Consider the following 25,333-nt stretch of genomic DNA (forward strand, 5'->3'; position numbering starts at 1 on the left):
TTCCCCCCATTACCACATACGTCCTGCTAACATTGTCAGCTTTATAAAAGTAAGTTGATCATCCTCTTGTAAATCCAATGGCTTATCTAAATCGAGCGACTCTTTTTCATTAATAAATACTCGGTATAACCCATCTTCAAAGGCTTGGATAGCCACCCTGGCTGCCGTTTGCAGATTGGCTTTTTGGTCGCTATATTTAGTCCCAAACCCTACTTTTCCGGCATGGACTTGCTGTTTGATTTTCTCGTTTGTAAGAAAACTTACCAAGTTGGTTTCTGCTTGGGTTGTTGCATTAAACTCCTGGACTTGGATTGACACTAATTCTGTCAACAACACTCTAAGTGTCGGCGGAGAACTCTCTAAATGAATCTCCTTACTCGTAAGATAATCCTTCCTCTTAGCCAGACTTTTCATTGTTACAAAGATTTTCATGTAGCTACCTCAATAATAGATTTTACCTATATATTAGCAAACTTCATTGAGGTATACAGCAACAACCCCATAAAAAATACCAACAAAAAAATGTCCACCCAAGGCGGACATTTTGCTCGTTTTGTCTTTTTGTGGTGCCTGACACCAAAATATTTTAAAAGTTAATAAATGCTTTCTCGGCTTTGACTGTGTCTTTTATGACTTTTTTGTCTTTAAGCCATTGGGCTGCGGTTTTCCAGGTTTCTGGGTCTTGGTAGCCGAATGGTTTTTCTTTGGCATCCATTAGCGGGAGAAGAATTTCTAAGCTTTTTGTTTCGACGTCCTTTTCTAATGGTGATGTTTTATCTTCATGGTTCATTAATATCGAGAGACCATCTTCTGGATGTTTCTGAACGTATTTTTGACCATCTGTAATCGCAGCCATAAACTTTTTAAACACTTCTGGTTTTTCTTTTAATCCCTTTTCACTAGCGACCATAACTAATTCATAATAATCTGGAACGCCATAGTCCGCCGGATTTAATGCTCTCATCGGGTGACCTTCTTTTTCCAGCAATAACTTCTCATGGTTAATATAGCCGCCGATCAGCGCATCAGTTTTTTTCGTTGCCATCGCAGGAATGAGATCCCAGCCCACATCGACCATTTTTATCTTTCCGGCGTCTCCGCCATCAGCTTTCACCATCGTTTGAACGATCGCTTCATCTAATGGAATCGATGGATAGCCAATCGTTTTCCCAGCTAAATCTTTGGGTGATTTTATCGAACCATCTGCTGGCACCATTAATTGATTTAATGGATGACGAACAATTGCTCCAATGGATTGAACAGGAATACCTTCACTGCGTGCCACAAGTACCTGTGGTTGATAGCTAAGCGCCATGTCAATTTGGTTGGCCGCAACTAGTTTAAGCGGATCATTGGTATCTGCTGGCATTTGGATATCAACATCTAAGCCTTGTTCTTTAAAATAGCCCTTTTCTTCAGCGACAAAAAGAAAGGAGTGCACCGCATTTGGATACCAATCTAGCATTAAGCTAACTTTTTGTAGTTTACCGGCAGCCCCAGTGGCTTTATCTGATTCCTTTTCATTGTTTTTACCACAAGCACTTAATAGCAGTAACAATAGACTTAACATGATCAAAAAACTTTTCTTCATTTGAGTTTACTCCCTTTCTAGTTGCGAATCTTATTTTTCAATAGCTGTTTTTCCAATAAACCAATGAATAAAAACAACACAATTCCTAAAAGCGATAATAAAAATATTGCAGCAAACACGGAGTCTGCCTGTAAGTTACCAGACATTCGTCGACTGAAGTACCCTAGGCCTTCACTAGCACCCAGCCATTCACCAACCGTCGCTCCGACAACACAATAAACAACTGACAACTTCAATCCTGAAAAAATGGCTGGTAATGCCATGGGAATCTGGATTTTTTTAAAAATTGTCCATCGATTGGCGCCCATCGTTAACAGTAATTCCCGGTATTCGCTTCCACCAGATTTCAACCCATCATAGGTACTTACGACGATGGGAAAGAAGGCGGTTAAAATAGTCACGGCAATTTTGCTCCAAATCGAATAGCCAAACCACATAATAAAAATCGGTGAAATTGCAATTAACGGCACCGTTTGTGAGATAACAAGAAATGGATATAATACCTTTTCAATAGAACGAGAAAAATGCATAGCAACTCCTAGCGATAATCCACCGATTACGGAGAGTACAAAACCGATCAGAACTTCCTTTACGGTAGCCGGCAAATGCACTTCAAACAAAAGCTGTCGATTTTCTTGTAATGACCCCCAAATAGCCGAAGGCGCTGGCAAAATAAAGGAAGGAATCATGCCTTGCCTGACGACCCATTCCCATATGCTGACAAGGAGGATTACCACGATCAAAAACAAACCGTACTGTTCCGTCCATTTTTTCAAACTAGCTTTCATTGTGAATCAGCCACTCCAGTTCTTTTCTCATCGTAATAAACTCTGATTGATAGATTAGGTGTGAACTTCTTGGTCTCACCAGGTTGACCTTTATTTCTTTGATTCCGGTGTCTTGGAGCAAATAGATTCTATCACTCAACAAAACCGCTTCTTCAAGATCATGGGTAATGAACAATACCGTCTTTTGTAATTCCCCCCACAGTCCTAATAACCAGCTATGCATGTTCCGTTTTGTCAGGGAATCGAGTGCGCCAAAGGGCTCATCCAATAATAAAAGATCTTTCCCTGTCATAAGGGTTCTTAAAAAGGCCACGCGCTGCTTCATTCCTCCCGAAAGTTCATTCGGATAAGCTTTTTCATATTCTGCCAAACCAAAACGCGATAACCACTCTCGTATTTCAGGTATTCTCGCTTGCTTAGGTTCCTTTGTCACTTCTAAAGGTAGTAACACGTTTTCTAAAACAGTTCTCCATGGTAAAAGCAGATCCTTTTGCGGCATGTAACCGATACTCCCTAATCTCTTTCCAGTCTTTTGATCGTTGACCATAATATCTCCTTGATCAGGTTCAAGTAAACCAGAAATCAATTTAAAAAGAGTGCTCTTTCCAGATCCACTTGCGCCTATCACTGAGACAAACTCTCCTGGCTTAACGTCTAGGGAAATTTGATTGAAAATAGGATTGGAGTTTCCTTCACTTTGAAAAGAGTAGGATAGGTCTTTGATAGATAACATGGCTGAGCTAGACAGGCCACTCGCCTCCCTGATAGACCATATCCCAGAACATATATTCAAATTTTGATGTAGTCAGGAAGTGTTCTTCTAAGTTGGCTAATTCCCGCTCCGGTTTACCCTCTGTCAATCTATCTAACAAATCGATCAACCAAGTCGCTAATGAACCAAATTCATTAGAAGAGTACATTTTCACCCATTCTCCATAAAGATGGTGGTCACTAGCATTTGGATAAGTATCTGCTAGCATCTTGCTAATCTCCCAGTAGCTCCACATACACGGCAAGAGAGCAGCAATTAATTCCTCGAGCGAACCTGTTTGAGCGACATTTAGCATATACCGAGTATAAGCTAAGTTAACCGGCGTTGGTTTTGTTTCCTCCAGCTGTTGATGGGTAATTCCAAACCTCTCAGCATACTGTCGGTGCAGATCCATTTCCCCGTGCAATGTCTCATGCAAAAGCTTCGCAAATGCGGCCATGGTTTCAATATCCTTTGCCTTAACAGCCCCTATAGCAAACAGCTTAGAGTAGTCAATTAAAAACACATAGTCCTGTTTCATATAGCGGATAAAGGATTCAACAGGCAGATCCCCTGTACCTATTCCGACTACAAATGGATGTTGATGGGTTTTCTGCCATACATCATTTACTGATTGATAAAGTCTCTCGGTGAGTTTCATTTCCATACTCTTCCTTCCTCGTGTTACACCATTCCGCGATAAATACGGCTAATACTTTTGTAAAATCTAATAATTGCTGAATTTCAACTTTCTCATTGACTGAATGGGCATCTTCCAATTTACCAGGTCCAAAGATGACCGTTGGAATACCAGCTCGACCCAGCCAGCCTGCATCTGTAACGGTGGTTGACATGCCCACCGTCGGCTTGTCTGTTAACAATTTTTCATAGGAATTAGCTAAAACCTTCGTTCCAGGATGATCAGAATCAATTTCTAACGATGGAAAAATTTCACCACGATCAACAATCATTGATTTTCCGCCCCAAACAAACTGTGGCGGATTCTCGCGAAGCCACGGATCTGCTGCTGCAACCGCACCAATATGTTGTTCTATTTCTTTAATAACCTCTTCATAGTCTTCATTCGGGTAAAAATGAACCGTAACCCATAGAGCACAGCGATCGGCCACAAATGCTGCATGCCTGCCACCTTCAATCACTGCCGGATTTATCGTATTTGTGCCGGGTGGAAAGCCTTCATAACTCTTCGTAATGGCCCAATGGCGTTCTAGGTCTTGGAGCCCAGAAATTATTTTCATCATTTTCTCAATTGCACTGGCCCCTTTTACGCCGCCACCTGCATGAATCATCTTCCGGCGGATTCCATCATGATAAGTTTCTTTACTTTGAATGGTAATCCATCCAGTTATGACTCCGCCTTGTCCTTGAATATGCAAATCACTTGTATCAACCACTACTGCATAGTCAGCGGTATAACCCTTCTCAGTGCACGCCAGCGTCCCAGCCTCTCCAACTTCTTCACCGATAACAGATTGAAATTGGAGATCACCTTTAAGCGGGATACCCAGATCTTTTAAAAGTTTAATTGCTATTAGTGATGCCGCAATCCCGCCCTTCATATCGGCCACACCACGTCCATAGATATAAGAATCTTTGCAATAGGCAGAAAAAGGAGATTGGTCCCACTCTGAATGATCACCTACCTCCGCCACGTCCACATGACCATTTACAATCAAACTATTATATTGATCAGAAGATTCTCCAGGTAAATTGCCAACCACATTCGGATCTCCGGGATAGACATCCCACTTATCCGTGGAAAATCCCATGTTTTCTAAATACCCTTTTATAAATTCCTGGACATCATTTGTATTCCGTGCAGGAGGACTAACGGTTGGAAATGCGATAAGCATGGTCAACAATTCGATTAATTCCGCTTCTCTCGCTTCTACTTCTTGTGCGATTTTTCCAAGCAGATCCTCTTTCATTTGTTCACTCCCTTACTATCGATGATTAGTTCCTGATATTGGTATCATTTTCACTAACAATCAAAACTTTCTTTCTTAAAAATACGGTTAAAATAATAAATCCAATCAGCGCTCCAGCAAACGAGCTAAATATAAATAATGGAATAAACCCAAATAATGTTGCCTTTTGACCGAGAAAAAGAGTAGCGATTGGGTAAGAAAGCAGTGCCCCAATGATACCCGTTCCAGTTACTTCTCCGATAAAAGCAAGATAGATCTTTCTAGTTTTCAAAAATAATAGCGAGGCCAGTAAAGCTCCAACCATACTTCCAGGAAAGGCAAAAATCGAACCAGTTCCCATCAGGTTTCTTAACAGGGATACACAAAAGGCTTGAGCTACAGCATAATAAGGTCCTAAAAGAACGGCTGATAAAACGTTCAAAAAGTGCTGAACCGGGAAGACCTTTGTAAATCCAATCGGTATATAGAACAGATTGCTTGAAATGGTACCGATCGCTATCATCATCGCAGTTAACGTCAGTTTATGTGTTTTGTTCACTAGAATACTTCTCCTTTAATACCGACACTATTTCTTAACGCCCTGGCTGCTTCGATTGGTGATTCTGCATGGCTTATGGCCGTAATAACGGAAACCCCATCTGCCCCAGCTTCCACTATCGATTGAGCGTTTTCTACCGTGATCCCTCCGATCCCAACAATCGGAATATCAATCCCATCTTTTCGTAATTTTTCGATCAGTATTGTTCCCCGTGATGGTTTGGCATCCAACTTTGTTTTTGTCGGAAAAACAGGACCAATGCCAAAATAGTCAGCACCACCGCTTATTGCAGTCATTGCTTCTTCCGTTGAATGGACGGAAACCCCAAGGATTCTCCTATCGCCGATCTTTTCTCGAACTGTGTATACCGTTTCATCCTCTTGTCCGATATGTACACCATCCGCATCAATTGCCACAGCCAACTCTATATCGTCATTAACAATGAAAGGGATATGATGTGCTCTGCAAATGGCTTGGAGTTCTTTCGCGAGTGCATATTTGTCAGATCCAGTTAACGCGCCGTCACCCTTTTCTCGATATTGAAAAAGTGTAATCCCTCCGGCAATCGCCTCATTTAAAACCTCGACTGGATCCTTTAAACAGTTGGTGCTGCCCATGATAAAATAAACACTTAAAGCCGCTCGTAAGTTTTTCATAATTCAGCCAGTTCCTTTGCAATTTTTCTTTTTCGATATGCCCAATGGTTAGTTGGACCATGTCCCTGCCCGATCTCCAAATGGTTTTCAATTGCGGACTGAATAAAATCCTTTGCTATACAAACTGCTTCATAAAGAGTTTCCCCTTTTGCTAGTTCAGCAGTAATTACTGCGGAAAAAGTACAACCGGTTCCATGTGTGTTCTTTGTCTGAATTCTCTTGCTGGTAAAGTAGTAAAATTCCTTTCCATCAAATAATAAATCAGTGGATTCAGACTCATTTTCATCATGGCCGCCCTTAATCACGACATTTTTTACGCCTAACGCAAGTAGTCTTTTAGCAGACTCCAGTTTATCTTCCACTGTCAGAATCGACATACCCGTTAGTACTTCCGCTTCTGGAATATTCGGGGTGATTACCGTTGCTAGGGGCAATAAGTATTTTTTCATGGCAGAAATGGCTTCCATTTGCAACAAAGAAGCGCCACCCTTTGCAATCATGACAGGATCGACAACAATATTTTGCCATTGATAATTTCTAAGCTGTCCAGCGACGGCCTCGATTATTTCAGCATTAAAAAGCATTCCTGTTTTCACCGCATCCGTACCGATATCTTCGCCGATCGCTTCGATCTGTTTTACGACTGCCTCAGCGGTCATTGGATAGACAGCATGGACGCCTAATGTATTTTGGGCAGTTACTGCAGTCAATGCCGACATCCCGAAAACATCTAATTCCTGAAATGTCTTTAAATCCGCTTGAATTCCTGCTCCACCGCCGCTATCAGAACCAGCGATTGTTAATGCTTTTTTCATTTAAATTACCCCCAGTTATCGATTGAATTGTTTAACAGAAGCATGTGAAATGATATCTTCGGAAGAAACTAAAGTTAATTGGTTTAAGAATTCGATTTGGAAACTTCCAGGTCCCATTTCAACTGTTTTTGCTGCTGCCTTCTCTGCCGCGATTCCATAATACGTTAAAGCAGCTACTGAAGCTTGAAGCAGGTCCTTTTCCACTCCTGCAAACGCTCCAATCACAGAGGTTAATAAACAGCCAGTGCCTGTCACCTTCGTTAAAATTGGATGTCCATTTGACACGACATAGGTTGTTTTCCCATCCGAAACGACATCCTCTTTTCCAGTGATGACGACAAGACCATTCAATTTTTGTGCTGAAGTAATAGCTAGTTCAATGATATTTCCTTTTGTATCCCCAGCATCGACGCCCTTAATTTCCCACTTTTCACCAACCACATTGGCAATTTCGGCTGCATTACCTCTAATCACAGAGACTTTTACCTCGTTCATAATTCTTTGCGCGGTTTCGGTTCGATAGCGGGTAGCCCCTGCACCAACCGGGTCAAAAATGACGGGAACACCGGATTCATTGGCCGCTTTTCCGGCAATGATCATCGATTCTACTGTCTGTGGGTTTAATGTTCCAATGTTCAATACTAATGAACTTGCAATCTTGGCCATATCTGCTACTTCCTCAGCTGCATATGCCATAACCGGTGAGGCACCAAGGGCAAGGAGCCCATTTGCCGTAAAATTTGTAACGACCACATTGGTAATATTATGTACCAGCGGATTAACCTTTCTAACTTCTTCCAACGTTTCATACAAACTATTTTTTTCCATCTCGATTTCCCCGTTTCTTATTTTAAAATAAAAAAACCAGATCCAATAATGGACCTGGTTAGTTAGTCAAAGAAATAATTAACATTCACTTGGCTACTTTCCTCCGCTGGTATTACCCAGATCAGGTCCGAAGGGTTGAAAATTTCACCATTTTCTCTCAGCCTGTTTACAGGGCACCCCTAGTAGATCTAATACTTTATTTAATTAACTACATAATATTCCTATGGTACTAGAATGTAAAGGAAAAAGTATCAGTTAACATAACATTATTATTGTTTGCTTTTATAAGGGAAAGTAACAATAAATGTTGTCCCTTTTCCTTTTTGGGAATGAATTTCTATCTGTCCATTTAATTTTCCCAAGCTTCTCTGCACCAATGATAAACCGATTCCGCGATTTTCACCCTTAGTAGAATACCCTTTGATAAATAAGTGATGTCTTACATCCTCATCGATTCCTTGTCCTGTATCATGGACCTCCAACGCTAGGACTTCATCGTAAAAGTCAAACCTTAAGGTAACTTTTTTATGTGGACGGTCCGTAACAGCATCCAGTGCATTATCGATTAAATTTCCGAGAATCGTTACTACTTCATGTGTTATTTCCTGCTGCTCTGGTTCAGGTAGACTTCCTTCCCCATCAATGATTAATTCACATCCATTTTCCCTGGCGAAGCTAAGTTTTCCTAAAATAAAACCTGCTAAAACAGGATCTTTAAACCGACTGACAACAAATTCTACCTCAGTTTGTTGGTGATCGACAATTTTGGTAATGTATGACGAGACCATTTGATAGTCTTTCATATGAATTAAACCTGATATTACATGCAGTTTATTCATGAATTCATGTGACTGAGTTCTCAGTGCTTCCGCGTATAGCTTTACACCGGTTAATTGTTCAGCTAATTGCTTGATTTCGGTTTTTTCTCGGAAGGTAGCAATCGCACCGACAATCTTTCCTTTGACAACAACCGGAACCCGATTGGTTAAAATGGTAATATGATTGATTTCTTGTTCTTGGTCTAATTGAGATTCCCCCGTTCCTAGAACAGAAGATAGCATTGAATTTGGCATGTAGTCATCCACTTTTCTTCCTAAAAAGGGCCCATGAATGCCAGCTTTTTGAAGAAGTCGGATCCCCTCATTATTTACGAGAGTGGTAAAAGCATCCTGGTCAACTGCCAAAATTCCTTCCTTTGTGGATTGAAGCATCGCACTACGTTCCTCAAGCAATTTTGCCATCTCACTCGGCTCAAGTCCAAAAAGAATCGCTTTGATTTTTCTAGCTAAAATAAGGGCTCCTAGAATCCCAACTAGAATTCCTACTCCCACACCGATTAAAATAATTTTCCTACTTTGTTCAATCGCCTGATTAACTTTTTCTAAAGAAATCCCAACCGCGACTGCTCCTATTTGTTTATTTTCTTGATCATACACCGGAACAAACGAGCGTAAAGACAATCCCAATGTCCCTTTGGCAATGGAAATATGCTCTTTCCCTTTTAAGGCAGGTCCTTCATCCCCACCGACAAAATGCAGACCTAAAAGGTTGCGGTTGGGATGTGATTTTCTTGTTCCATACATGTCCATCACGACGATAAATTCAACATGCGTTGATTGTTTAATATCATTCGCAAATGTTTGGATATCCTTCTCTGCTGTTTTATTTTTAAGCCCATTCATGACAATCGGAGACTTTGCAACAATCCTCGCAATATCTGTTGCTTTTTCAGCTTGGCTATTCTCTGTTTCTTCTGAAATTCTGTTGGTGATTAAAATCTCGGTTACTAACAATGCCATCACGACCACGATACAAACCAGCAGGGTTATCGTCGATTGTAATCGAAGTTTTGGTTTGGACAACCTTATTTTCCAACCCAACATGATTCCCCCTTTCTCACAGGCAATCTTTTCAAGGTATTCGCGTTAAACACCGTAACGGTTGATAGGTCTTCCGACGCCGCCGTAATGGATATGAATCTTGACTTTTCCTTCTTTTTCTAAGTAATCAAGGTATCTTCGAGCCGTTACCCGAGCCATTCCAATGCTTTCCGCCACTTCTTCCGCAGAAACAGGTTCTTTTTCCTGCGAAATAAAATGGGTAATTTTTATTAACGTATTCATATTTAATCCCTTGGGTAAACTCTCTCTTTCGCTCTCTTCTTTGCTATCAATAAATAAAATTTGATCAAGCTCCTCCTGTAAAAGAGCTTTCTTTTCTCCTAATTTGACTCGATAGTTTTTATAATTATCAAGTGACTTTTTAATTCGATCAAAGGTAAACGGTTTTATGATGTAATCAACAGCCCCTTGTTGTCGTACACGGTGGATGGTTTCTATATCGCTCGCAGCTGTTATCGCAATCACATCCACAGAATAGGCCTCTGAACGCAGTTCGCTGAGCATTTCCAATCCGCCCATATAAGGCATATAAATATCGATAATTGCCAGATCCGGACTGAGTTCTTTCACTAATCTTAACCCTTCCATCCCATTAGAGGCGATTCCAATAATCGAAAACCCTTCAATCCTATCAATGAATTGGCGGTGCACCTCTCGAACCATCGGATCATCTTCAATCAATAGTACTTTTAACGGAAACATCCCCTGCTCCCCCTTACATTAAATGAAGTTATATTTCACTTTATATTATTATCATGGCCTATTTTATTGAAATAGTAAATTCATAGATTGCAATTTTGTTCGATTTTTATGAGAGTTAACTAAGGTATTTTCTATAACAAAAGGAACAATAAGACCAATATGACCAAAATCTTACTATAATCTGAATTTTCTTTTATTATGTGATCAGGCGGGATGAAAGCGTTAACAGAATTACTAAACAAAGGGGTGTATGAGGAAATGAAAATTAATTTCAAAAATTTGACCGTCCAAGTATTATTAGGGATCGTACTTGGGATTGTTATCGGATTTCTTTTTCCGAAATTTGGTACAGAATTAAAGGTTTTGGCGGATATCTTTATCAAGTTAATAAAAATGGTCATTGCTCCAATTGTATTTTTTACAATAGTCATTGGCATCGGTAACATGGGGGATTTGAAGAAGGTTGGGCGTATCGGCGGGAAAGCGCTCCTGTATTTTGAAATTGTAACGACGTTTGCTTTAGCGATTGGTTTACTCCTAGTTAATATCATTAAGCCAGGATCTGGGTTTAATACAGATTCAGTAAAAGGCGGAGATATTTCACAATTTACCGCGCAAGCAAATGAAACTAGTCATGGATTTATTGAATTTATTTTAGGAATTATTCCTGATAATTTTGTTGGGGCAATGGCGAAGGGCGAGCTGCTCCCGATTTTATTCTTTGCCGTCCTGTTTGGGATTGCACTTGCATCCTTAGGGCAAAAAGGGAAACCAGTTGTTGCCTTGTTTGAGCAATTTACGGAGATATTCTTTAAGATTGTTAATATCGTAATGAAATTTTCACCCATTGCAGCATCTGGTGCAATGGCCTATACGATTGGTAATTTTGGTCTTGGTTCGTTAGTCTCGCTTGGAAAATTGATGGGCAGCGTTTATGCAACGATGTTTCTTTTCATCATCTTTGTCCTTGGTGGAATCGCGAAGCTTTATGGTTTTAATATTTTGAAATTTATCGCTTATATTAAGGAAGAAATTCTTTTGGTGTTAGGTACGTCATCCTCTGAATCCGCTTTACCAAGAATGATGGAAAGACTTGAAAAATACGGTTGTTCCAAATCAGTTGTTGGTCTTGTCGTTCCAACCGGGTATTCCTTTAACTTAGATGGTACTGCTATTTATCTTTCAATGGCTGCGCTCTTTATTGCTCAAGCTTACAATGTCGATATCACGATTTGGCATCAAATCACTTTATTAGGTATTCTTATGTTGACATCTAAAGGTGCTGCCGGTGTAACGGGTTCTGGTTTTATTACACTAGCTGCTACTCTATCTGCTTTCCCGGTAATACCGGTTGAAGGGATTGCCTTGTTACTAGGTGTCGATCGTTTTATGTCTGAAGCACGTGCGATTACGAACTTAATCGGAAATGGTGTGGCAACTGTTGTAGTTTCCAAGATGGAGAACGAATTCCACCCTACTGATGAACTTCAAAGTACCAAAACAGATAAATCGATTAGTGCATAATAATTTACAGAAAAATGGCTTGGGGGATTTTCCTCCAAGCCATTTTTGTACTGAATTGAAGGCTGCACCTTAACTTTTTGCTATTTCAATTAGTTCCTTTAATTCATTTGTAAATCCTTTCACTGCTCGATTATCAACGACAGTAACAGGAACTCCTAGAAAACCGAATTTCTCCACTTCCTCCTGATATTCAGGGTTTGCCAACACGTCCCTGGATTCAAAAGCAATTCCTTCCTCACTAAGAATTTTTTTGACCATCGTACATTCGATACAGTCTTTTGTTGTATAGACGATTACCGGCTTGTTCATTGTTTGTTTTCCCCTTTTGTATTATTTTCAGAAGAATCTTTAGTAAAAAAGATATGCTCGGCTTCCAAAGAATCCCCGATATTAATTACGCCAAATGAATATTTTTCCTGCCTTCTTTTATCGGTAGGTGATCCTGGGTTGAAAAGCAAAATCCCTTTTTCGCATTTTTTAATAGGAATATGTGAATGACCAAAAATAATACTATCTACTTTTTCATCCGCAAATTTTTGAATGGCTCTTCTTTCTGTTGTTTTTCCTGTGCCATGACCATGTGTTATTCCAATTTTAAAACCGGACACCTCAATAACCCGGTTTTCCGGAAATAAGTCCTTGATTTCGTCTTCATCTACATTGCCATATACACCCACAATATTGGCATAGGATTTTAGTTCATTATATACATCAATGGTCTGCCAATCACCGGCATGTATGATTAAATCAGCATTGACTAATTCTTCAATTAATCTAGGTGGGAAGCTTTTAGCCCTTTTAGGCAAATGCGTGTCTGAAAGGACGACAATTTTCATAATCATACTCCATTCTAAGTACAAATCATAATAATGCGTTTATAATTGATAAAATAATCTTGTGTTCTTCCATAATCTTTCCGACACTTCTTCTTCAGACAATTTTTTTATTTTAGAAACTGCCTTAATGGATTCAAGCATCATATTCGGATGTGTCATAGTTCCCCAAAATGGACCTTCAAATGGCCATGGACCATCTGTTTCAATCATCATTTGTTCTAGCGGATATCTTTGAACTAATTTTTGTACTTATTTTTTTCCATCCTCTTAATTGTTTTATTGTCTCCTTTAAACCAATGAAAATGAGCCTTTTTAATGGAGTATTTTTCTAAAAGGTCACAAACAATGGGAGCTTCCTCATGAACGGCATGGAAGACAATTGGCTTCCCATATGTACTTGCTTTTTGAACAAAAGCCTCTAACAGCTTTATGTACCGTTCGTACTGGCAAGTGGTAACCTTTTGTTTTTTCCGTAAATAATAGGGAAGCCCAACCTCTCCAATAGCTATCATAACGTCAATATGATCATTCATCCAAGAGAACAGCTCATTCTGCTGTTCAACTGTTGGTAGCGGCTGCTCAGGATGGTATCCGAATGCGGCTCTCACCTTTTGATATTTTCCCGTAAACCCATGGTTTCTTTTACACGATTCTAAATCATAAGAAACCGAAATCAGATTTTCAATTTGCGGAATAGTTTCCATCAGCTGACTAATCTCATCATCTCTATAATGATCGAGATGAATGTGGGCATCAATCATTTTTAACAAAATGCTCACTTCCTTTATTCAGACTTGTTGTAATAATAACCTACTTTATTCCGATTAAATTTTTCAATTTTCCGACAATAAAACTCGATAATTGTCTGAACATGCGCTTTCCCAAGGAATAATTTAAATTATTTCCATAATGATGGGGCATTTATTACCTAATTCCTTACTATCCTAGGCTTTTTTTGATTAATAAAATGGCGGTTTAGGGAAATATATGATTTTTCTCTTTTCGACTTTTTATGCATTTCCCTCAAGAAAATATTCCAATAGTCCCATTTCATTTCTCCTAAAAAATTGGGTAGTCTTCGTCGAGGTATCCAAGAAGTACTTTGGAAATATGGGAAAGAACATTTATAAGTACAATAACATAATTTCATAAATTGAGAGATATAATTAGAACCAATTTCTTTCTATCACCATAGCTTGTCTAATATAAGGAAATTAAAAACCTTCCTTCTCTAAAAAATAATAAGGAGGGGATGACACATGGCAACTCCTTGTACAGTAAGTGTGGTGGAAGTTCTTATTGCATTCGTTTTGATTGTAGCTTTACTGTTAGCTGTTTTGCTCGGAGCTCGAGCGGACGTACAAGCTTGTATTGGAGACTGCATCGCTACTACTCTTTGCTTATAATTTAGGCAGGATTAAAATGCGCAGTCAATTTAGGGATCTTCTTAGGCAAGTATAAGAAGGTCTTTTATACGATAACGGTAATTTGGAGGTGGATATATGAATCCGTTTAATAGAAATGAAGGTTTGGAAAGACATATTTCTCGTTACGGGTCCACCTTAATTTATAAGACTTCAAGCTCGAATCAAAATATATTCGTTACGGATCGAAGTAAATATGAAGGAATGCGAGGAAAATTCCGAATACTTCAATTTTCTTCCGATGCTGTATATTGGAAAGGTAAGTAATGATAAATTATTGCATACTCTATACGCGACGATTTCAGGAATTTATCCCTACGTAAGGCTATTTGCTACCGATCCTAAGAAAATATTGAAACAAAATATATTTTGCGTTGCAAGTCGGCACGTTCTGGAGGACTATTCACCTCGAGAAGCGACCCCTATGCAGATTATGGATATCTTTCCCCCTTTACGGGATTAGAATTTCAAATGGGGCTCCTTACACAATCATTCTATGTACTCAAATCGGACTTATCTTTCTAGGAATTCCATATGGATGTGTGATGAACTCTAGAAGATTATTTAAAATTAAATAATCTTCTAGAGTTTTTTCTTTATATTTATAGAATTAAAGCAAAAATATTTCCTTTTATGATGTTATTAACACACTACATTTTTAGTCAAACGACATAAGATATTAGGAAATTTCTGAGCTTATTACTAATTCAAACTAAAAAGGTGGTTAAATTATGAAGGAAAACATTAATGAAAATAGCGTGCAGAATACGGGTAACAATTTAGAAAATCTCGCCAACAATTTACTAAAAAATCCAAATTCGCTTGATTTTGGATCATTAATTCAAATGGCAACAACTCTTCTAAAAAACGATTCGCTCATGAATTCTGTTACGGAACTTAGTAAAAAAAATCAAAACCCTGCGCCTCCTGAGTCAAAAATTACTGAAAAACGGAAGAAAGTCACTATTGATAATAGCGTACAGAATACGGGTAACAATGTAGACAAGGATTCGCTTGATTTGAATTTTATCATGAAACAACTGGCAACAACTATGAAAAATGAGTCATTATTGGATTCAGTTACAGAACTTAGTAAAAAAAATCTAAACGCGACACTCCCAGTATCTAAGGTTTCTGAAAAACAAGAAAATGTAGAGCTGACTTCTTTAGCTGAAAAAATGGAAATTATGGCTAATGATATTTCTGGATTAAGACAAGAAAGTGCAGAACCGGCATCTTTGTCTCAAAAACTAGAGAATATCACTAATGATATTTTAGAGTTAAAAAAAGAACTAAATGACGTAAAAGAACAAAATAGTGATCTTATTAAATTACTCAAAAAAATATTGAAAAACAATAAAAAATAGTCATTTATAATTAAATACATTTATATTTTTTCGATTATCCCATTTCTAAACAATAAGAACCTTGAGAATATCAGGGTTTTTTTAATTAAGCTTACAATGTCAAATTCTTTTTAAAGTTTTAGGGTAACTCTCATACACTTATCGAACTTTCTTTTTTGATTACTTCACATATAAGGAAATTACAATAAAAAAGAAAGTGTCGACTCCACTTTCCTAAAAAAAATTTTATTCCTTATGTTTCCTTCGACACTCTTTCTATTCGTTTTTCTTATTTTGTGAGTCCTTTTTCTTCCCATTTTTTTTGAATCAGTTTTTTCCATTTTTGTTATTTCTATTTCCTCGTCTAGCATAGGCATGTCATCCGGCTGGTGTAAAATATTTTCATTAATTGGTTCAAGTGATGCCCTTTCTTCTAGAGGGAGTGCATTTGTCACAACAAGCTGTTCAATGCGGTTGATTCTTTCGAGTAACAAGTCATGCTTTTTCATCTAAACTGCCTTTAGTAGAATAGTATGGGTCCTTTCCCACCAGTCCATTAATTGCAAAACTACCATCCCCAAAAAGTTATTCTTAACTAATAAATTTTACGTGAATAAGCCAAAGTCCTTTAATTTCCCTAAATTATTTGGAGATTAACCTAAAAAAGCCAATGTCCACCCGGGGTGGACATTGGCAAGAAAGTGTCTTTTTGTGGTGCCTGACACCATTAATTGTCTAGCGAAGCATTACTCCTGTAAGAAAGGTTAGAAATACGTGTGTGCCGAGTTTTACTGTTGGCTGTACATGTGGGTCTTTTAGTGGGTCAAGGCAGACGATGTCCATGGCTTTTACTTTTGGATGCTTGGCTGCCGCTAGTACCCCTTCCAGCAGTTCTGCTGTTGTCATGCCCCCCGGCGTTGAGGCCGGTACTCCTGGAGCATAGGCAATATCAAGAACATCCATATCGACTGTTAAATAAATGGTATCCACCTTCGCAGCGAGCGCATCTAAACAGGCAACAACCGTTTCTTCAATCCCCTTTTTTCTTGTTTCCCGAAGAGTGAAATAGTTGACACCTTTTTCATCGGCATAGTTCTTCAAATCTTTTGTATTAAAAAATCCATGAAGGCCGATGTTGTACATATTACTACCATCCACTACTCCGCTTTCAATTAAATTCCGCATTGGAGTCCCGTTGGACGGGCCGTTATCGCTCATATCCCTTAAATCAAAATGAGTATCAAACTGCAGGATGCCAATTTTTTCATCAGGTCTCACTTGATGCAAACCTTTGACCATCATCGCTGTTATCGAATGATCACCGCCAATTGCACACACCTTTGAGGTATCAAAATGTTGATGAAGGGCAGCAGATGCTTCGATGATATTGTCATGACACCGCTGGATATTCGTGACATGCATCGGCACATCACCAACATCCACAGCAGTCATTTCCGACAAATCGATATCCTCATCAAGGTTATAAGTAGTAAAACTTCGCCACGAGCGGCGGAATGCCTCAGGAAATTCCGAGGCACCCGAAGCACTAATCGATGAGCGAGACAGCGGAACACCGACGATAACAAAGTCGGCGTCCTTGCTTTTTTCAGGATCCGAGGCAGCAGTTAGTGGTCGGATCCACTCGTGAACCTTCGCAACCTTTGCCCCTTCATCAGGTCTCACCCATGTAAAACTTGGTGGATTCAGTTTAGGATAGAGAAAGCTCTTCAACTAACTGACCTCCCATTACAACCACCTGCCCATTTTTCACGACTGTATCCGTATGATTCACGCCATAAGAGTATTGCAATTTCATATAATTCCCAATGTTAAAAATCGTAACATCTGCTTTTTTGCCGACCTCTAAACTGCCAATCTCTTTCCCGCGATTAATGGCATGTGCAGCATTAATCGTCGTGGCCGTAATCACCTCAGCTGGTGTCATCCCCATTTTTAAACAGCCTAGATTCATAATGAATGGCAGTGAAACCGTTGGTGATGAGCCGGGATTACAATCTGTCGAAAGTGCCACCGGTACACCCAAATCTACCATTTTACGGCCATTTGCAGACTCCGCCATTAAAAAGTAAGCTGTTCCTGGAAGCAACACGCCAACTACGCCTTTTTCAGCCATTGCTTTCATGCCTTTTTCCGAAGCTTTTAAGAGATGGTCCGCCGAAATTGCCCCAACCTCGGCCGCTAATTCTGCCCCTTCATAAGGCTCAATTTCATCCGCATGGATCTTCGGAATCAAGCCATATTGCAGGCCTGCTTCAAGAATTTGCTTCGATTGCTCTGGAGTAAAAACACCATGTTCACAAAAAACATCATTAAATTCTGCCAGTCCGAGCTCTGCCACCTTTGGAATCATTTCGTCAATCAGCAATCTTACAAACTCATCAGGATTTTGTTTGTACTCTTTCGGTACAGCGTGGGCTCCCATGAATGTTGAAATAACATCAATCACATGCTTGTCATTAAGCTGTTTGGCCACTTCCAGCTGCTTTAGTTCCGTTTCCCATTCCATTCCGTAGCCACTTTTCGCTTCAACTGTTGTGACACCGTGGCGCAGGAATTGATTCAAGCGCTCATAGCTTTCTTGAAAAAGTTCTTCATGTGTCGCGGACTGTGTCCGTCTAGTCGTCGCATAGATTCCACCGCCACTGTTCATGATTTCCATATAAGTAGCACCTTGAAGACGCATGTTAAACTCATTTTCCCTGCTGCCTGCAAAAACAACATGTGTATGTGGGTCAACAAGTCCTGGAGTTACGAGTTTACCACTCGCATCCACCACTTCTGCCTCATCAATACGACCAGCATATTTTTCAAAAAGCTCAATATCCGTTCCAACAGCCTGAATCACTCCGTCTTCCATCCAAACACTGCCATTCTCAATTATGCCAAGTTCAGACATCGCGCCCTTTACAAGAGGAGCATCGGAACTCCCTTGTAACGTCACGAGTTGAGAGGCATTTCTGATAAAAATTGGTGTACTCATTAATCTACCATCCTCTCAGTCTTAGTCTTGCTTAAGCATTGGCATTTTGATGCCCTTCTCTTTTGCTGTTTTAATAGCAATCTCATACCCTGCATCGGCATGACGAACTACACCCATGCCAGGATCCGTGGTTAATACCCGCTCAAGACGCACTTCCGCATCCTTTGTACCATCCGCAACAATTACCATACCGGAATGTTGAGAGTAACCCATGCCAACCCCGCCGCCATGGTGTAAGGAAACCCAGCTCGCGCCGCCAACAGCATTAATCATCGCATTTAAAATCGGCCAGTCGGAAACTGCATCACTGCCGTCTCTCATGGCTTCTGTTTCACGATTTGGCGATGCTACAGAACCTGCATCTAAGTGGTCACGTCCAATAACGATTGGTGCCGATACTTCTCCGGAAGCAACCATATTATTGATAACTTTACCAAAGCGAGCACGATCACCATATCCAAGCCAGCAAATCCGGGCAGGAAGACCTTGGAAGCTAATTTTTTCCTGTGCCATTTTTACCCATTTGCATAGATGTTCATCATCTTTGAACTCGCGAAGCAATGCTTCATCAATTTTACGAATATCTTCAGGATCTCCTGATAGTGCTGCCCAACGGAAAGGACCTTTTCCTTCGCAGAATAATGGACGGATATATGCTGGAACGAAACCAGGGAAATCAAAGGCATTTTCCACACCTTCATCCTTCGCTACTTGACGAATGTTGTTACCATAGTCAAACGTGACCGCACCTTTTTGTTGCATTGTCAGCATTGCCTTCACATGGACAGCCATGCTTTGTTTTGAAAGTTCTACATACCTTGATGGATCTTCTTTTCGTAATGTTGCCGCTTCTTCTAATGTAAAACCAACTGGAACATAGCCATTTAGCGGGTCGTGTGCAGAAGTTTGATCCGTTAATACATCTGGATTAAAGCCTTTTTCAATCATGATTGGTAAAATTTCTGCCGCATTACCTAATAAACCAATTGATAATGCTTTACCTGAGACCTTAGCTTCTTGAGCCATTTTTAATGCTTCCTCAAGGTCATTTGTTTTAACATCAAGGTAAGCGGTTTCAATACGGCGGTCGATTCTTGTCTCATCCACATCGATTGCGATACATACACCATCGTTCATTGTTACGGATAAAGGCTGTGCTCCACCCATGCCGCCTAGTCCTGCTGTTAGCGTGATGGTGTGTTTTAATGTTCCTCCGAACTCCTGACGGGCAAGCTCGGCAAACGTTTCATACGTTCCCTGCACTATTCCTTGGCTGCCAATATAAATCCAGCTTCCAGCGGTCATTTGCCCATACATCATCAAGCCCTTTTTATCTAACTCGTGGAAATGCTCCCAATTCGCCCATGCTGGAACCAGGTTGGAGTTGGCGAGCAACACGCGCGGTGCATCCTTATGCGATTTCCAAACAGCCACTGGCTTACCAGATTGAATCATTAACGTTTCGTCATTCTCCAATTCTAGCAGCGTTTTCACGATAGCATCATAAGATTCCCAGTTCCGAGCAGCCTTGCCAATTCCGCCATAAACGACTAAATCCTCAGGTCTTTCGGCAACCTCTTGATCCAGATTGTTCATTAGCATGCGCAGTGCCGCTTCCTGGATCCAGCCCTTTGCATGTAATTCAGTACCTTTATAATTTTTAATAACTCTTGAATTCGTTGTGTTTGTTTCCATTGTTTCCACTCCCTTTTTGTTTTAGGTCTATTTTTATTATAAAAATAAAATCTTCTGAAAAATACGAATGGAACATTAGATAATAGATAATATTTGTAGTTTGTACTAGATTTTTTTTAGATAGTTCGTCCATATAACCATAATATCTTTATAAATTAGATATTATCTTTAGGTTTGATTACATAAAAAATAACCCAATCACTTTCCTGATGGGTCCAATACTGGCTTAATTTTAAGGAACACAAACAAAGTATTAATTTTTATTTTGGAGGGCAGCATTTGCCCTATGTTCTTCATCTTTTTTCACAAAAATATCATATTGTGCTTGATCCTTAAAACCAGCGTCATTGCGAAAATTCACAGGAGTTTTGATTTTATATTTAATGCCTGCAGCATTTAACTTAGCAATAATCATAAAATATTGATCATGTCCAAACGCCGTGTAAACCAGCTGCCATTTTCTATTGAAATACAATTGAAGTAACGAAAATAACAGGTAGCATAAAACCAGAATACTAATTACCGTCTTCAATTTTCCCCACCTCTCCCAAAATAAATTAACAAAAATCAGTCTGTCTCCCTCTCGTTTTTAAACATATTTACTGTATTCATGCGAAATTCTCTTGGTGAAGTACCTACAAATTCCTTAAACATCCGGCTAAAATAATTTGAATTTTGATATCCTGCAAGGTCTGAAATTTCTTGAATCGGTTTGTTCGTTTCAATCAGTAACCGTTTCGCTTCTTTCATTCTTATGGCAGTCAATACTTCTGTAAAGCTCGAACCGGTTTTAGTGTTCATCATATGGCTGAAATAGGAAGGATTTCGGTCAACATACTGCGCCACATCTTCAAGCCTGAGCGAACTATTGGAAAAATGAGTCTCCATATAGGATATGCCACGTTCAATCGGATCTTGTTTTTTTCTGGGGCTGCTCTCTGCACCTATAAACAATTTTTGAATAAATAATATGAGATTTTGAACTGTACGATAAAGAACCTTATCATACAAAATTGAATTGAAAATATAGCGGTACTCTCGTTCATAACTTTGGTCCTCGTCTAAATTATTGGTCTTCATAAACCTTCTAACCTGGGCGAGTATACTCGTAAGCTGGATTCTAACCAATCCTGGATCAGGATAAGGCTCTTGTAATTGTAAAAATTCCTCGTACAGCCACTTCTTTATTTTTTCTAAATCGGTATTTGTCAGCATGTCGACCCATGCTCTCTGTTCAGGAGGTGCTAAAAAAGGGTCAATATGTACCCATTCTGGTGAGTGTTCAAATTCAGCTACTTGGCGATAGCCTTTATAATAGGTGAACTCCAGCATTTTTCGGGTTTGGAAGTATTGTTGGTTTAAGCTCATTGCCGAAGAATTTCCTTTATGGACAACGATGGCAAGAGGGTCAGAAAATTCCTCCTCCCATTTTCTCATCGCTTTTTGACACTGCTCTAAAAACTGATGAGCCGTTTCCTTAAACAAAATCACAACCATATCGTCCATTGCGAATATACCTTGGATACCCTTGAATGGAAATTCTCTTAAGAAGGAATGCAATGAAGGTATCAAACCGATATTTTCCGTTTGAAAAGCGGCCATATGGAAATTTTCTGATAAAGATGGTTGAGAAATAAATAAAGCTTCATATGATATGTCCTTATATGTTTTGGGACTAAGAATTCCGTCTGCCTGATTTTTAGTTCCAAGTTTTCGTGAGGCTTTTTGGAACGCAGATGTAACCTTTGTTGCTGACAAAGGTTTAACCATTAAATCTAACGCTTGCATGTCAATGGCAAGGCGAGCTTTTTCAAAGGTTCCTTCTGCGGTAGTTAACAGGAGGACTGGGTCATAGATTTGCATCAGGTCGCGAAAGGTTGTCCAAACCTCCTTGGAGATCATATCAAGTTCGATTAATACAACATCTGGCCTTTCTTGTTCAAACCTAACGACAAATTCCTGGTAATTAGAAGCTAATAATATGTTGGTGACAGGGATAGAGGTCGTTTTCAACAGCCATTTTAATCCTTCACGTTCATTCAAATCGCGATCGGCAATCAGCCATTTTCCTTCCATCGTAATGTCCCTCTTTCGTTCGTATTTCTTTTAATGTTCTGGCTGGTCCAAAAAAGCAAATATATTGAGTTATACAACCCAATTGATTGCAAAAGTAATCGAAAGATCCTGTGTTTCAAACAAAAATTTCAAATAAAATCCATTATCAAATCAAAATAAAATAGTTAACTCCACAATACCCCAAACCAAAAACCCTGTCCATTTAGATAGTTATAAACACTTCCAACAAACAAATTCGACTTTGTCCACCCCAAGCGGACAAAACAACCAAATGTCTTTTTACGGTGCCTGACACCACGCATATGACGCCACACTCTAAACAAAAAAAGGACAAAATGGTCAATAGACCTTTTTGTCCTTTTTTGTTTTCACCATCTTAGCCTACGTTTAGTCCGAAGTCTGTTGCGATGCGTGCTAGTCCACCTTGGTAGCCAGAACCTACAGCTGAGAATTTCCACTCTCCATTGTGTCGGTATAATTCACCTACAATGATGGCAGTTTCAACGGAGAAATCCTCCCCTAAATCATAGCGAATGATTTCTTGGTTTGTATCTTCGTTTACGATTCGGCAGAATGCATTAGAAACCTGTCCAAAATTCTGACCGCGTGATTCTGCATCATGAATAGTAATAACAAACGAGATTTTCTCCACTTGAGCAGGAACAGCGCTAAGATTTACTTTTACTTGCTCATCATCCCCATCGCCTTCTCCCGTGCGGTTATCACCTGTATGTACCACTGAACCATTTCCGCCCTCTAGCTGGTTGTAAAACACAAAATCCTTTTCAGAAGTCACTTTTCCATTTGCTCCTAATAAGAATATACTTGCATCTAAATCGAAATCTTTCCCGCCGTCATAACGATTTGTATCCCAGCCAAGACCAACAACAACTTTCGTTAAACCAGGATTTGTTTTTGTTAAATCAACCTTTTGCCCTTTAGACAATGTAATAGCCATAAAAACACCCTTTCTAATCTTAATATTTTATATCACCTTCTATTATAAATAGAAAGTTCATAACAATCGAATCCTACCAAGAATTATTTACCTTGCGAACATAATTAAATCAGCAAAATTACAACACTTTCCTTAAGTTTACAAAAATAAGGAATATTTTTCTACCATTATTTACTCACTCTAATAAATTCAAAAGAGATCCTGTATAACTGGTTTTGAGGACTGAAAAATGGTTAAAATAAGAAAGTCAAATCTATTAACAAAAGTTTGTGCTATAATGAACTGTTAGCAAAACGGGGACACCGTTTATTTTAAGCAAGGAGCGATTTTCTTAATGATAAAAATTGAAATACCTAATCCTGATATAGTGATTACGAAAAAGAACCAAGTTGGAGAAAAAATTGAGGCGCCGCTAAGCAGCGTTTATGGTTTTACTGATTACAATAAGATCCCAAGAGACAAAGGCGGGATTATTTTATTTTCAAACGCAAATGACGAATTACTATTTGTAGGAAAAGCAAGGAAGTTGCGCCCTCGTGTAAAAAGACATTTTGAAGATACTGTTTCGCCGATCAAATTACATCGTGATGAAGTTTATCGGATTGCAGTATGTGTTGTGGAAGATCCGATGGAGAGAGAAATTTATGAAACCTTTATCATTAATACACTACATGCAAAATACAATATCGATAAAGTTTTTTATAAATAAGCTTCCTAATAGTGAAAAGAGCAGGTCGATACAAAAAAACCTGCTCTTTTCTTTTGCTTTCCTTGTTCAATTAACTAATATCGCCATATTTCAGAATCATTTCCTTCTCAATATGACTTGCTCGAATTCCAAACCTCGGTTTGACTACTTCCACCTCTTCACCAAGTAAAACCTTGATGGCTAGATATGGCAAGTTAATCCCTGACAAGCAACTAATGTGCATTCCCCCGCTCATTCGCGGATTAATCTCCAACAGTTTCGGCTCACCAAAGTTGTTGTATTTTACCTGAATATTGAATACATATGGCAATTTAAACTCTTGGTGAAAATCGTGTGCTAATTTAATGAGTTCCGCCTGTTCCACAAGCTCCCTGACTCTTCCATCCCCCTTCATTCGAGGAATAGCAGCATACAATTCATCATGGGACGATAAACAATCAATACTATATTCTCTTCCCTCTAGAAATTCCAACACCATTAAGTCAGGGAATGTATCTTGCTGGCTCAAAATTTCGCAGGCATGGGCATAGGGAATACGGAAACCAATTCCATGATTGAAAAACTGGTCAATGGACACGATTTGGTCTATTATGACCCGAAATCCATTGGCACCTTCACCAATCACTGGTTTAAAACAAACCGTATGTCCTTTTTCCTTTAGTTTTTCATACGCCCTCTTAAAATCCTCAACATTATTGACGACATAATAGTCCGGAATCAAAAAGTTTGCTGCTCCGTTGGATAAAAGGCGATAGGTATCTGCTTTATTATCCATTGTCCCCATTAACTTTGCTTCAGGGCAAACTAGTACTTTAACACCCAAAGCCTCAAAGTCACTTAGTCTTTTTGAGATGAGGACATTTTCTTTCCTTGGGACAAAAATATCGATCCCATGCTTCTGACAAAATTCAAGACAAAAACCAATATATTCTTCACCAGATACATCTGGTTCGACAAAGGCGTAATCACAATTTTGTAAATAAAGGGCATCTTTGTTCGGATGTGTCCCATAAATGATAAAGTTCCGCTTATCTTCATTGAACCGGATCATATCAATATAATGGGAAACCGTTGTAAACCATCTGTTAAACCAAATCTTCATTTGAATCCTCTTCCTTTTTGTATTAAGACCTCTTTCATTATAGTCATTTATGCTTATTTTTATAAGCAAAATTTGACAAAAAAATCATGCCAAATTGGGATATGTCGAAAAAGTTTATCCGACAGGTTCTTTTTCGGCAATAA

The 25,333-nt window shown here is 39.2% G+C and carries 28 protein-coding genes and 1 riboswitch; of the genes, 4 read left to right on the forward strand and 24 right to left on the reverse strand.

Going from position 1 to position 25,333, the window contains the following annotated elements; all coding sequences use genetic code 11:
• Nucleotides 1-9 precede the first annotated feature (9 nt).
• The 12 genes from ACSU6B_RS04115 to ACSU6B_RS04170 form a co-directional block, all read right to left on the reverse strand.
• The gene (locus ACSU6B_RS04115; protein WP_410882977.1) at nucleotides 10-432 is read right to left on the reverse strand and encodes a hypothetical protein; all 423 of its coding nucleotides are present in this window, start codon (nucleotides 430-432) and stop codon (nucleotides 10-12) included.
• Nucleotides 433-586: 154 nt separating this feature from the next.
• Complete coding sequence (locus ACSU6B_RS04120) at nucleotides 587-1,591, reverse strand: ABC transporter substrate-binding protein (protein WP_410882979.1); 1,005 nt, start codon at nucleotides 1,589-1,591, stop codon at nucleotides 587-589.
• A gap of 17 nt (nucleotides 1,592-1,608) precedes the next feature.
• A complete protein-coding gene (locus ACSU6B_RS04125; protein WP_410882981.1) occupies nucleotides 1,609-2,379 on the reverse strand; it encodes an ABC transporter permease in 771 nt (256 codons plus the stop codon).
• Complete coding sequence (locus tag ACSU6B_RS04130) at nucleotides 2,369-3,112, reverse strand: ABC transporter ATP-binding protein (RefSeq protein ID WP_410882983.1); 744 nt, start codon at nucleotides 3,110-3,112, stop codon at nucleotides 2,369-2,371. The genes ACSU6B_RS04125 and ACSU6B_RS04130 overlap by 11 nt, the downstream gene beginning before the upstream one ends.
• A gap of 7 nt (nucleotides 3,113-3,119) precedes the next feature.
• The gene (gene tenA / locus ACSU6B_RS04135; RefSeq protein WP_410883324.1) at nucleotides 3,120-3,791 is read right to left on the reverse strand and encodes a thiaminase II; all 672 of its coding nucleotides are present in this window, start codon (nucleotides 3,789-3,791) and stop codon (nucleotides 3,120-3,122) included.
• A complete protein-coding gene (locus tag ACSU6B_RS04140) occupies nucleotides 3,754-5,079 on the reverse strand; it encodes an acetylornithine deacetylase (RefSeq protein WP_410882985.1) in 1,326 nt (441 codons plus the stop codon). The genes tenA and ACSU6B_RS04140 overlap by 38 nt, the downstream gene beginning before the upstream one ends.
• A 25-nt stretch (nucleotides 5,080-5,104) precedes the next feature.
• The gene (gene thiW, locus ACSU6B_RS04145; protein ID WP_410882987.1) at nucleotides 5,105-5,617 is read right to left on the reverse strand and encodes an energy coupling factor transporter S component ThiW; all 513 of its coding nucleotides are present in this window, start codon (nucleotides 5,615-5,617) and stop codon (nucleotides 5,105-5,107) included.
• A complete protein-coding gene (thiE, locus tag ACSU6B_RS04150) occupies nucleotides 5,617-6,273 on the reverse strand; it encodes a thiamine phosphate synthase (protein ID WP_410882989.1) in 657 nt (218 codons plus the stop codon). The genes thiW and thiE overlap by 1 nt, the downstream gene beginning before the upstream one ends.
• Nucleotides 6,270-7,088: a bifunctional hydroxymethylpyrimidine kinase/phosphomethylpyrimidine kinase gene (gene thiD, locus ACSU6B_RS04155; protein WP_410882991.1), complete on the reverse strand. Its 819-nt coding sequence runs from the start codon at nucleotides 7,086-7,088 to the stop codon at nucleotides 6,270-6,272. The genes thiE and thiD overlap by 4 nt, the downstream gene beginning before the upstream one ends.
• A gap of 15 nt (nucleotides 7,089-7,103) precedes the next feature.
• A complete protein-coding gene (thiM, locus tag ACSU6B_RS04160; RefSeq protein ID WP_410882993.1) occupies nucleotides 7,104-7,916 on the reverse strand; it encodes a hydroxyethylthiazole kinase in 813 nt (270 codons plus the stop codon).
• Nucleotides 7,917-7,997: 81 nt separating this feature from the next.
• Nucleotides 7,998-8,107: riboswitch (TPP riboswitch) on the reverse strand.
• A 78-nt stretch (nucleotides 8,108-8,185) separates the two neighbouring features.
• Nucleotides 8,186-9,799, reverse strand: a complete 1,614-nt coding sequence (gene dcuS, locus ACSU6B_RS04165) for a DcuS/MalK family sensor histidine kinase (protein ID WP_410882995.1) — start codon at nucleotides 9,797-9,799, stop codon at nucleotides 8,186-8,188.
• 42 nt (nucleotides 9,800-9,841) lie between these two features.
• Entirely contained in the window at nucleotides 9,842-10,519 is a 678-nt protein-coding gene (locus tag ACSU6B_RS04170; protein WP_215001937.1) for a response regulator, read from the reverse strand.
• A 258-nt stretch (nucleotides 10,520-10,777) separates the two neighbouring features.
• Here ACSU6B_RS04170 and ACSU6B_RS04175 point away from each other — a divergent pair, with 258 nt between their 5' ends.
• Nucleotides 10,778-12,043, forward strand: coding sequence for a dicarboxylate/amino acid:cation symporter (locus ACSU6B_RS04175; protein ID WP_410883326.1), 1,266 nt, complete (start codon nucleotides 10,778-10,780; stop codon nucleotides 12,041-12,043).
• A 69-nt stretch (nucleotides 12,044-12,112) separates the two neighbouring features.
• On the opposite strand, the gene ACSU6B_RS04180 is transcribed toward ACSU6B_RS04175, so the two are convergent.
• The 4 genes from ACSU6B_RS04180 to ACSU6B_RS04195 are packed head-to-tail and all read right to left on the reverse strand — an operon-like array spanning nucleotide 12,113 to nucleotide 13,640.
• Entirely contained in the window at nucleotides 12,113-12,352 is a 240-nt protein-coding gene (locus ACSU6B_RS04180; RefSeq protein WP_410882998.1) for a glutaredoxin family protein, read from the reverse strand.
• Complete coding sequence (locus ACSU6B_RS04185; RefSeq protein WP_410883000.1) at nucleotides 12,349-12,879, reverse strand: metallophosphoesterase family protein; 531 nt, start codon at nucleotides 12,877-12,879, stop codon at nucleotides 12,349-12,351. The genes ACSU6B_RS04180 and ACSU6B_RS04185 overlap by 4 nt, the downstream gene beginning before the upstream one ends.
• 39 nt (nucleotides 12,880-12,918) lie before the next feature.
• The gene (locus ACSU6B_RS04190; protein ID WP_410883002.1) at nucleotides 12,919-13,092 is read right to left on the reverse strand and encodes a TatD family hydrolase; all 174 of its coding nucleotides are present in this window, start codon (nucleotides 13,090-13,092) and stop codon (nucleotides 12,919-12,921) included.
• A 23-nt stretch (nucleotides 13,093-13,115) separates the two neighbouring features.
• Nucleotides 13,116-13,640, reverse strand: a complete 525-nt coding sequence (locus ACSU6B_RS04195) for a TatD family hydrolase (protein WP_410883328.1) — start codon at nucleotides 13,638-13,640, stop codon at nucleotides 13,116-13,118.
• A gap of 498 nt (nucleotides 13,641-14,138) precedes the next feature.
• Here ACSU6B_RS04195 and ACSU6B_RS04200 point away from each other — a divergent pair, with 498 nt between their 5' ends.
• Together ACSU6B_RS04200 and ACSU6B_RS04205 are read left to right on the forward strand one after the other, a co-directional pair.
• Nucleotides 14,139-14,285: a hypothetical protein gene (locus ACSU6B_RS04200; protein WP_410883004.1), complete on the forward strand. Its 147-nt coding sequence runs from the start codon at nucleotides 14,139-14,141 to the stop codon at nucleotides 14,283-14,285.
• A gap of 749 nt (nucleotides 14,286-15,034) precedes the next feature.
• Nucleotides 15,035-15,670, forward strand: coding sequence for a hypothetical protein (locus tag ACSU6B_RS04205; protein ID WP_410883006.1), 636 nt, complete (start codon nucleotides 15,035-15,037; stop codon nucleotides 15,668-15,670).
• Nucleotides 15,671-15,849: 179 nt separating this feature from the next.
• Here ACSU6B_RS04205 and ACSU6B_RS04210 read toward each other — a convergent pair whose 3' ends face one another.
• The 7 genes from ACSU6B_RS04210 to ACSU6B_RS04240 form a co-directional block, all read right to left on the reverse strand.
• On the reverse strand, nucleotides 15,850-16,158 hold the full coding sequence (locus ACSU6B_RS04210) for a hypothetical protein (protein ID WP_410883008.1): 309 nt from the start codon (nucleotides 16,156-16,158) through the stop codon (nucleotides 15,850-15,852).
• A 226-nt stretch (nucleotides 16,159-16,384) separates the two neighbouring features.
• Nucleotides 16,385-17,380: an agmatinase family protein gene (locus ACSU6B_RS04215; RefSeq protein WP_410883010.1), complete on the reverse strand. Its 996-nt coding sequence runs from the start codon at nucleotides 17,378-17,380 to the stop codon at nucleotides 16,385-16,387.
• Nucleotides 17,358-18,650, reverse strand: a complete 1,293-nt coding sequence (hutI, locus tag ACSU6B_RS04220; protein WP_410883012.1) for an imidazolonepropionase — start codon at nucleotides 18,648-18,650, stop codon at nucleotides 17,358-17,360. Before hutI ends, ACSU6B_RS04215 begins: the two co-directional genes overlap by 23 nt.
• Before the next feature lie 21 nt (nucleotides 18,651-18,671).
• Nucleotides 18,672-20,345: a urocanate hydratase gene (hutU, locus tag ACSU6B_RS04225; RefSeq protein WP_410883014.1), complete on the reverse strand. Its 1,674-nt coding sequence runs from the start codon at nucleotides 20,343-20,345 to the stop codon at nucleotides 18,672-18,674.
• Between the two features lie 253 nt (nucleotides 20,346-20,598).
• Nucleotides 20,599-20,877: a hypothetical protein gene (locus ACSU6B_RS04230; RefSeq protein ID WP_410883016.1), complete on the reverse strand. Its 279-nt coding sequence runs from the start codon at nucleotides 20,875-20,877 to the stop codon at nucleotides 20,599-20,601.
• Nucleotides 20,878-20,912: 35 nt separating this feature from the next.
• Nucleotides 20,913-22,421, reverse strand: coding sequence for a helix-turn-helix domain-containing protein (locus ACSU6B_RS04235; RefSeq protein ID WP_410883018.1), 1,509 nt, complete (start codon nucleotides 22,419-22,421; stop codon nucleotides 20,913-20,915).
• Nucleotides 22,422-22,797: 376 nt separating this feature from the next.
• Nucleotides 22,798-23,379, reverse strand: coding sequence for a TerD family protein (locus ACSU6B_RS04240; RefSeq protein ID WP_410883020.1), 582 nt, complete (start codon nucleotides 23,377-23,379; stop codon nucleotides 22,798-22,800).
• 334 nt (nucleotides 23,380-23,713) lie between these two features.
• Here ACSU6B_RS04240 and ACSU6B_RS04245 point away from each other — a divergent pair, with 334 nt between their 5' ends.
• Complete coding sequence (locus tag ACSU6B_RS04245) at nucleotides 23,714-24,088, forward strand: nucleotide excision repair endonuclease (protein ID WP_088086990.1); 375 nt, start codon at nucleotides 23,714-23,716, stop codon at nucleotides 24,086-24,088.
• Nucleotides 24,089-24,158: 70 nt separating this feature from the next.
• Here ACSU6B_RS04245 and ACSU6B_RS04250 read toward each other — a convergent pair whose 3' ends face one another.
• Nucleotides 24,159-25,190 carry an ATP-grasp domain-containing protein gene (locus ACSU6B_RS04250; RefSeq protein ID WP_410883022.1) on the reverse strand — a complete coding sequence of 344 codons (1,032 nt, stop codon included), beginning with the start codon at nucleotides 25,188-25,190 and terminating at the stop codon, nucleotides 24,159-24,161.
• Nucleotides 25,191-25,333: the final 143 nt, after the last annotated feature.

It is taken from the genome of Neobacillus sp. C211 (assembly GCF_051842875.1).
Taxonomy (GTDB): Bacteria; Bacillota; Bacilli; order Bacillales; family Cytobacillaceae; genus Neobacillus.

Excerpts from the sequence above, each read along its gene's own strand:
- ACSU6B_RS04115 (WP_410882977.1), bottom strand. The coding sequence starts at position 432 with ATGAAAATCTTTGTAACAATGAAAAGTCTGGCTAAGAGGAAGGATTAT.
- ACSU6B_RS04120 (WP_410882979.1), bottom strand. The coding sequence starts at position 1,591 with ATGAAGAAAAGTTTTTTGATCATGTTAAGTCTATTGTTACTGCTATTA.
- ACSU6B_RS04125 (WP_410882981.1), bottom strand. The coding sequence starts at position 2,379 with ATGAAAGCTAGTTTGAAAAAATGGACGGAACAGTACGGTTTGTTTTTG.
- ACSU6B_RS04130 (WP_410882983.1), bottom strand. The coding sequence starts at position 3,112 with ATGTTATCTATCAAAGACCTATCCTACTCTTTTCAAAGTGAAGGAAAC.
- tenA (WP_410883324.1), bottom strand. The coding sequence starts at position 3,791 with ATGAAACTCACCGAGAGACTTTATCAATCAGTAAATGATGTATGGCAG.
- ACSU6B_RS04140 (WP_410882985.1), bottom strand. The coding sequence starts at position 5,079 with ATGAAAGAGGATCTGCTTGGAAAAATCGCACAAGAAGTAGAAGCGAGA.
- thiE (WP_410882989.1), bottom strand. The coding sequence starts at position 6,273 with ATGAAAAACTTACGAGCGGCTTTAAGTGTTTATTTTATCATGGGCAGC.
- thiD (WP_410882991.1), bottom strand. The coding sequence starts at position 7,088 with ATGAAAAAAGCATTAACAATCGCTGGTTCTGATAGCGGCGGTGGAGCA.
- thiM (WP_410882993.1), bottom strand. The coding sequence starts at position 7,916 with ATGGAAAAAAATAGTTTGTATGAAACGTTGGAAGAAGTTAGAAAGGTT.
- dcuS (WP_410882995.1), bottom strand. The coding sequence starts at position 9,799 with ATGTTGGGTTGGAAAATAAGGTTGTCCAAACCAAAACTTCGATTACAA.
- ACSU6B_RS04170 (WP_215001937.1), bottom strand. The coding sequence starts at position 10,519 with ATGTTTCCGTTAAAAGTACTATTGATTGAAGATGATCCGATGGTTCGA.
- ACSU6B_RS04175 (WP_410883326.1), top strand. The coding sequence starts at position 10,778 with ATGAAAATTAATTTCAAAAATTTGACCGTCCAAGTATTATTAGGGATC.
- ACSU6B_RS04180 (WP_410882998.1), bottom strand. The coding sequence starts at position 12,352 with ATGAACAAGCCGGTAATCGTCTATACAACAAAAGACTGTATCGAATGT.
- ACSU6B_RS04185 (WP_410883000.1), bottom strand. The coding sequence starts at position 12,879 with ATGAAAATTGTCGTCCTTTCAGACACGCATTTGCCTAAAAGGGCTAAA.
- ACSU6B_RS04190 (WP_410883002.1), bottom strand. The coding sequence starts at position 13,092 with ATGATGATTGAAACAGATGGTCCATGGCCATTTGAAGGTCCATTTTGG.
- ACSU6B_RS04195 (WP_410883328.1), bottom strand. The coding sequence starts at position 13,640 with ATGATTGATGCCCACATTCATCTCGATCATTATAGAGATGATGAGATT.
- ACSU6B_RS04200 (WP_410883004.1), top strand. The coding sequence starts at position 14,139 with ATGGCAACTCCTTGTACAGTAAGTGTGGTGGAAGTTCTTATTGCATTC.
- ACSU6B_RS04205 (WP_410883006.1), top strand. The coding sequence starts at position 15,035 with ATGAAGGAAAACATTAATGAAAATAGCGTGCAGAATACGGGTAACAAT.
- ACSU6B_RS04210 (WP_410883008.1), bottom strand. The coding sequence starts at position 16,158 with ATGAAAAAGCATGACTTGTTACTCGAAAGAATCAACCGCATTGAACAG.
- hutI (WP_410883012.1), bottom strand. The coding sequence starts at position 18,650 with ATGAGTACACCAATTTTTATCAGAAATGCCTCTCAACTCGTGACGTTA.
- hutU (WP_410883014.1), bottom strand. The coding sequence starts at position 20,345 with ATGGAAACAAACACAACGAATTCAAGAGTTATTAAAAATTATAAAGGT.
- ACSU6B_RS04235 (WP_410883018.1), bottom strand. The coding sequence starts at position 22,421 with ATGGAAGGAAAATGGCTGATTGCCGATCGCGATTTGAATGAACGTGAA.
- ACSU6B_RS04240 (WP_410883020.1), bottom strand. The coding sequence starts at position 23,379 with ATGGCTATTACATTGTCTAAAGGGCAAAAGGTTGATTTAACAAAAACA.
- ACSU6B_RS04245 (WP_088086990.1), top strand. The coding sequence starts at position 23,714 with ATGATAAAAATTGAAATACCTAATCCTGATATAGTGATTACGAAAAAG.
- ACSU6B_RS04250 (WP_410883022.1), bottom strand. The coding sequence starts at position 25,190 with ATGAAGATTTGGTTTAACAGATGGTTTACAACGGTTTCCCATTATATT.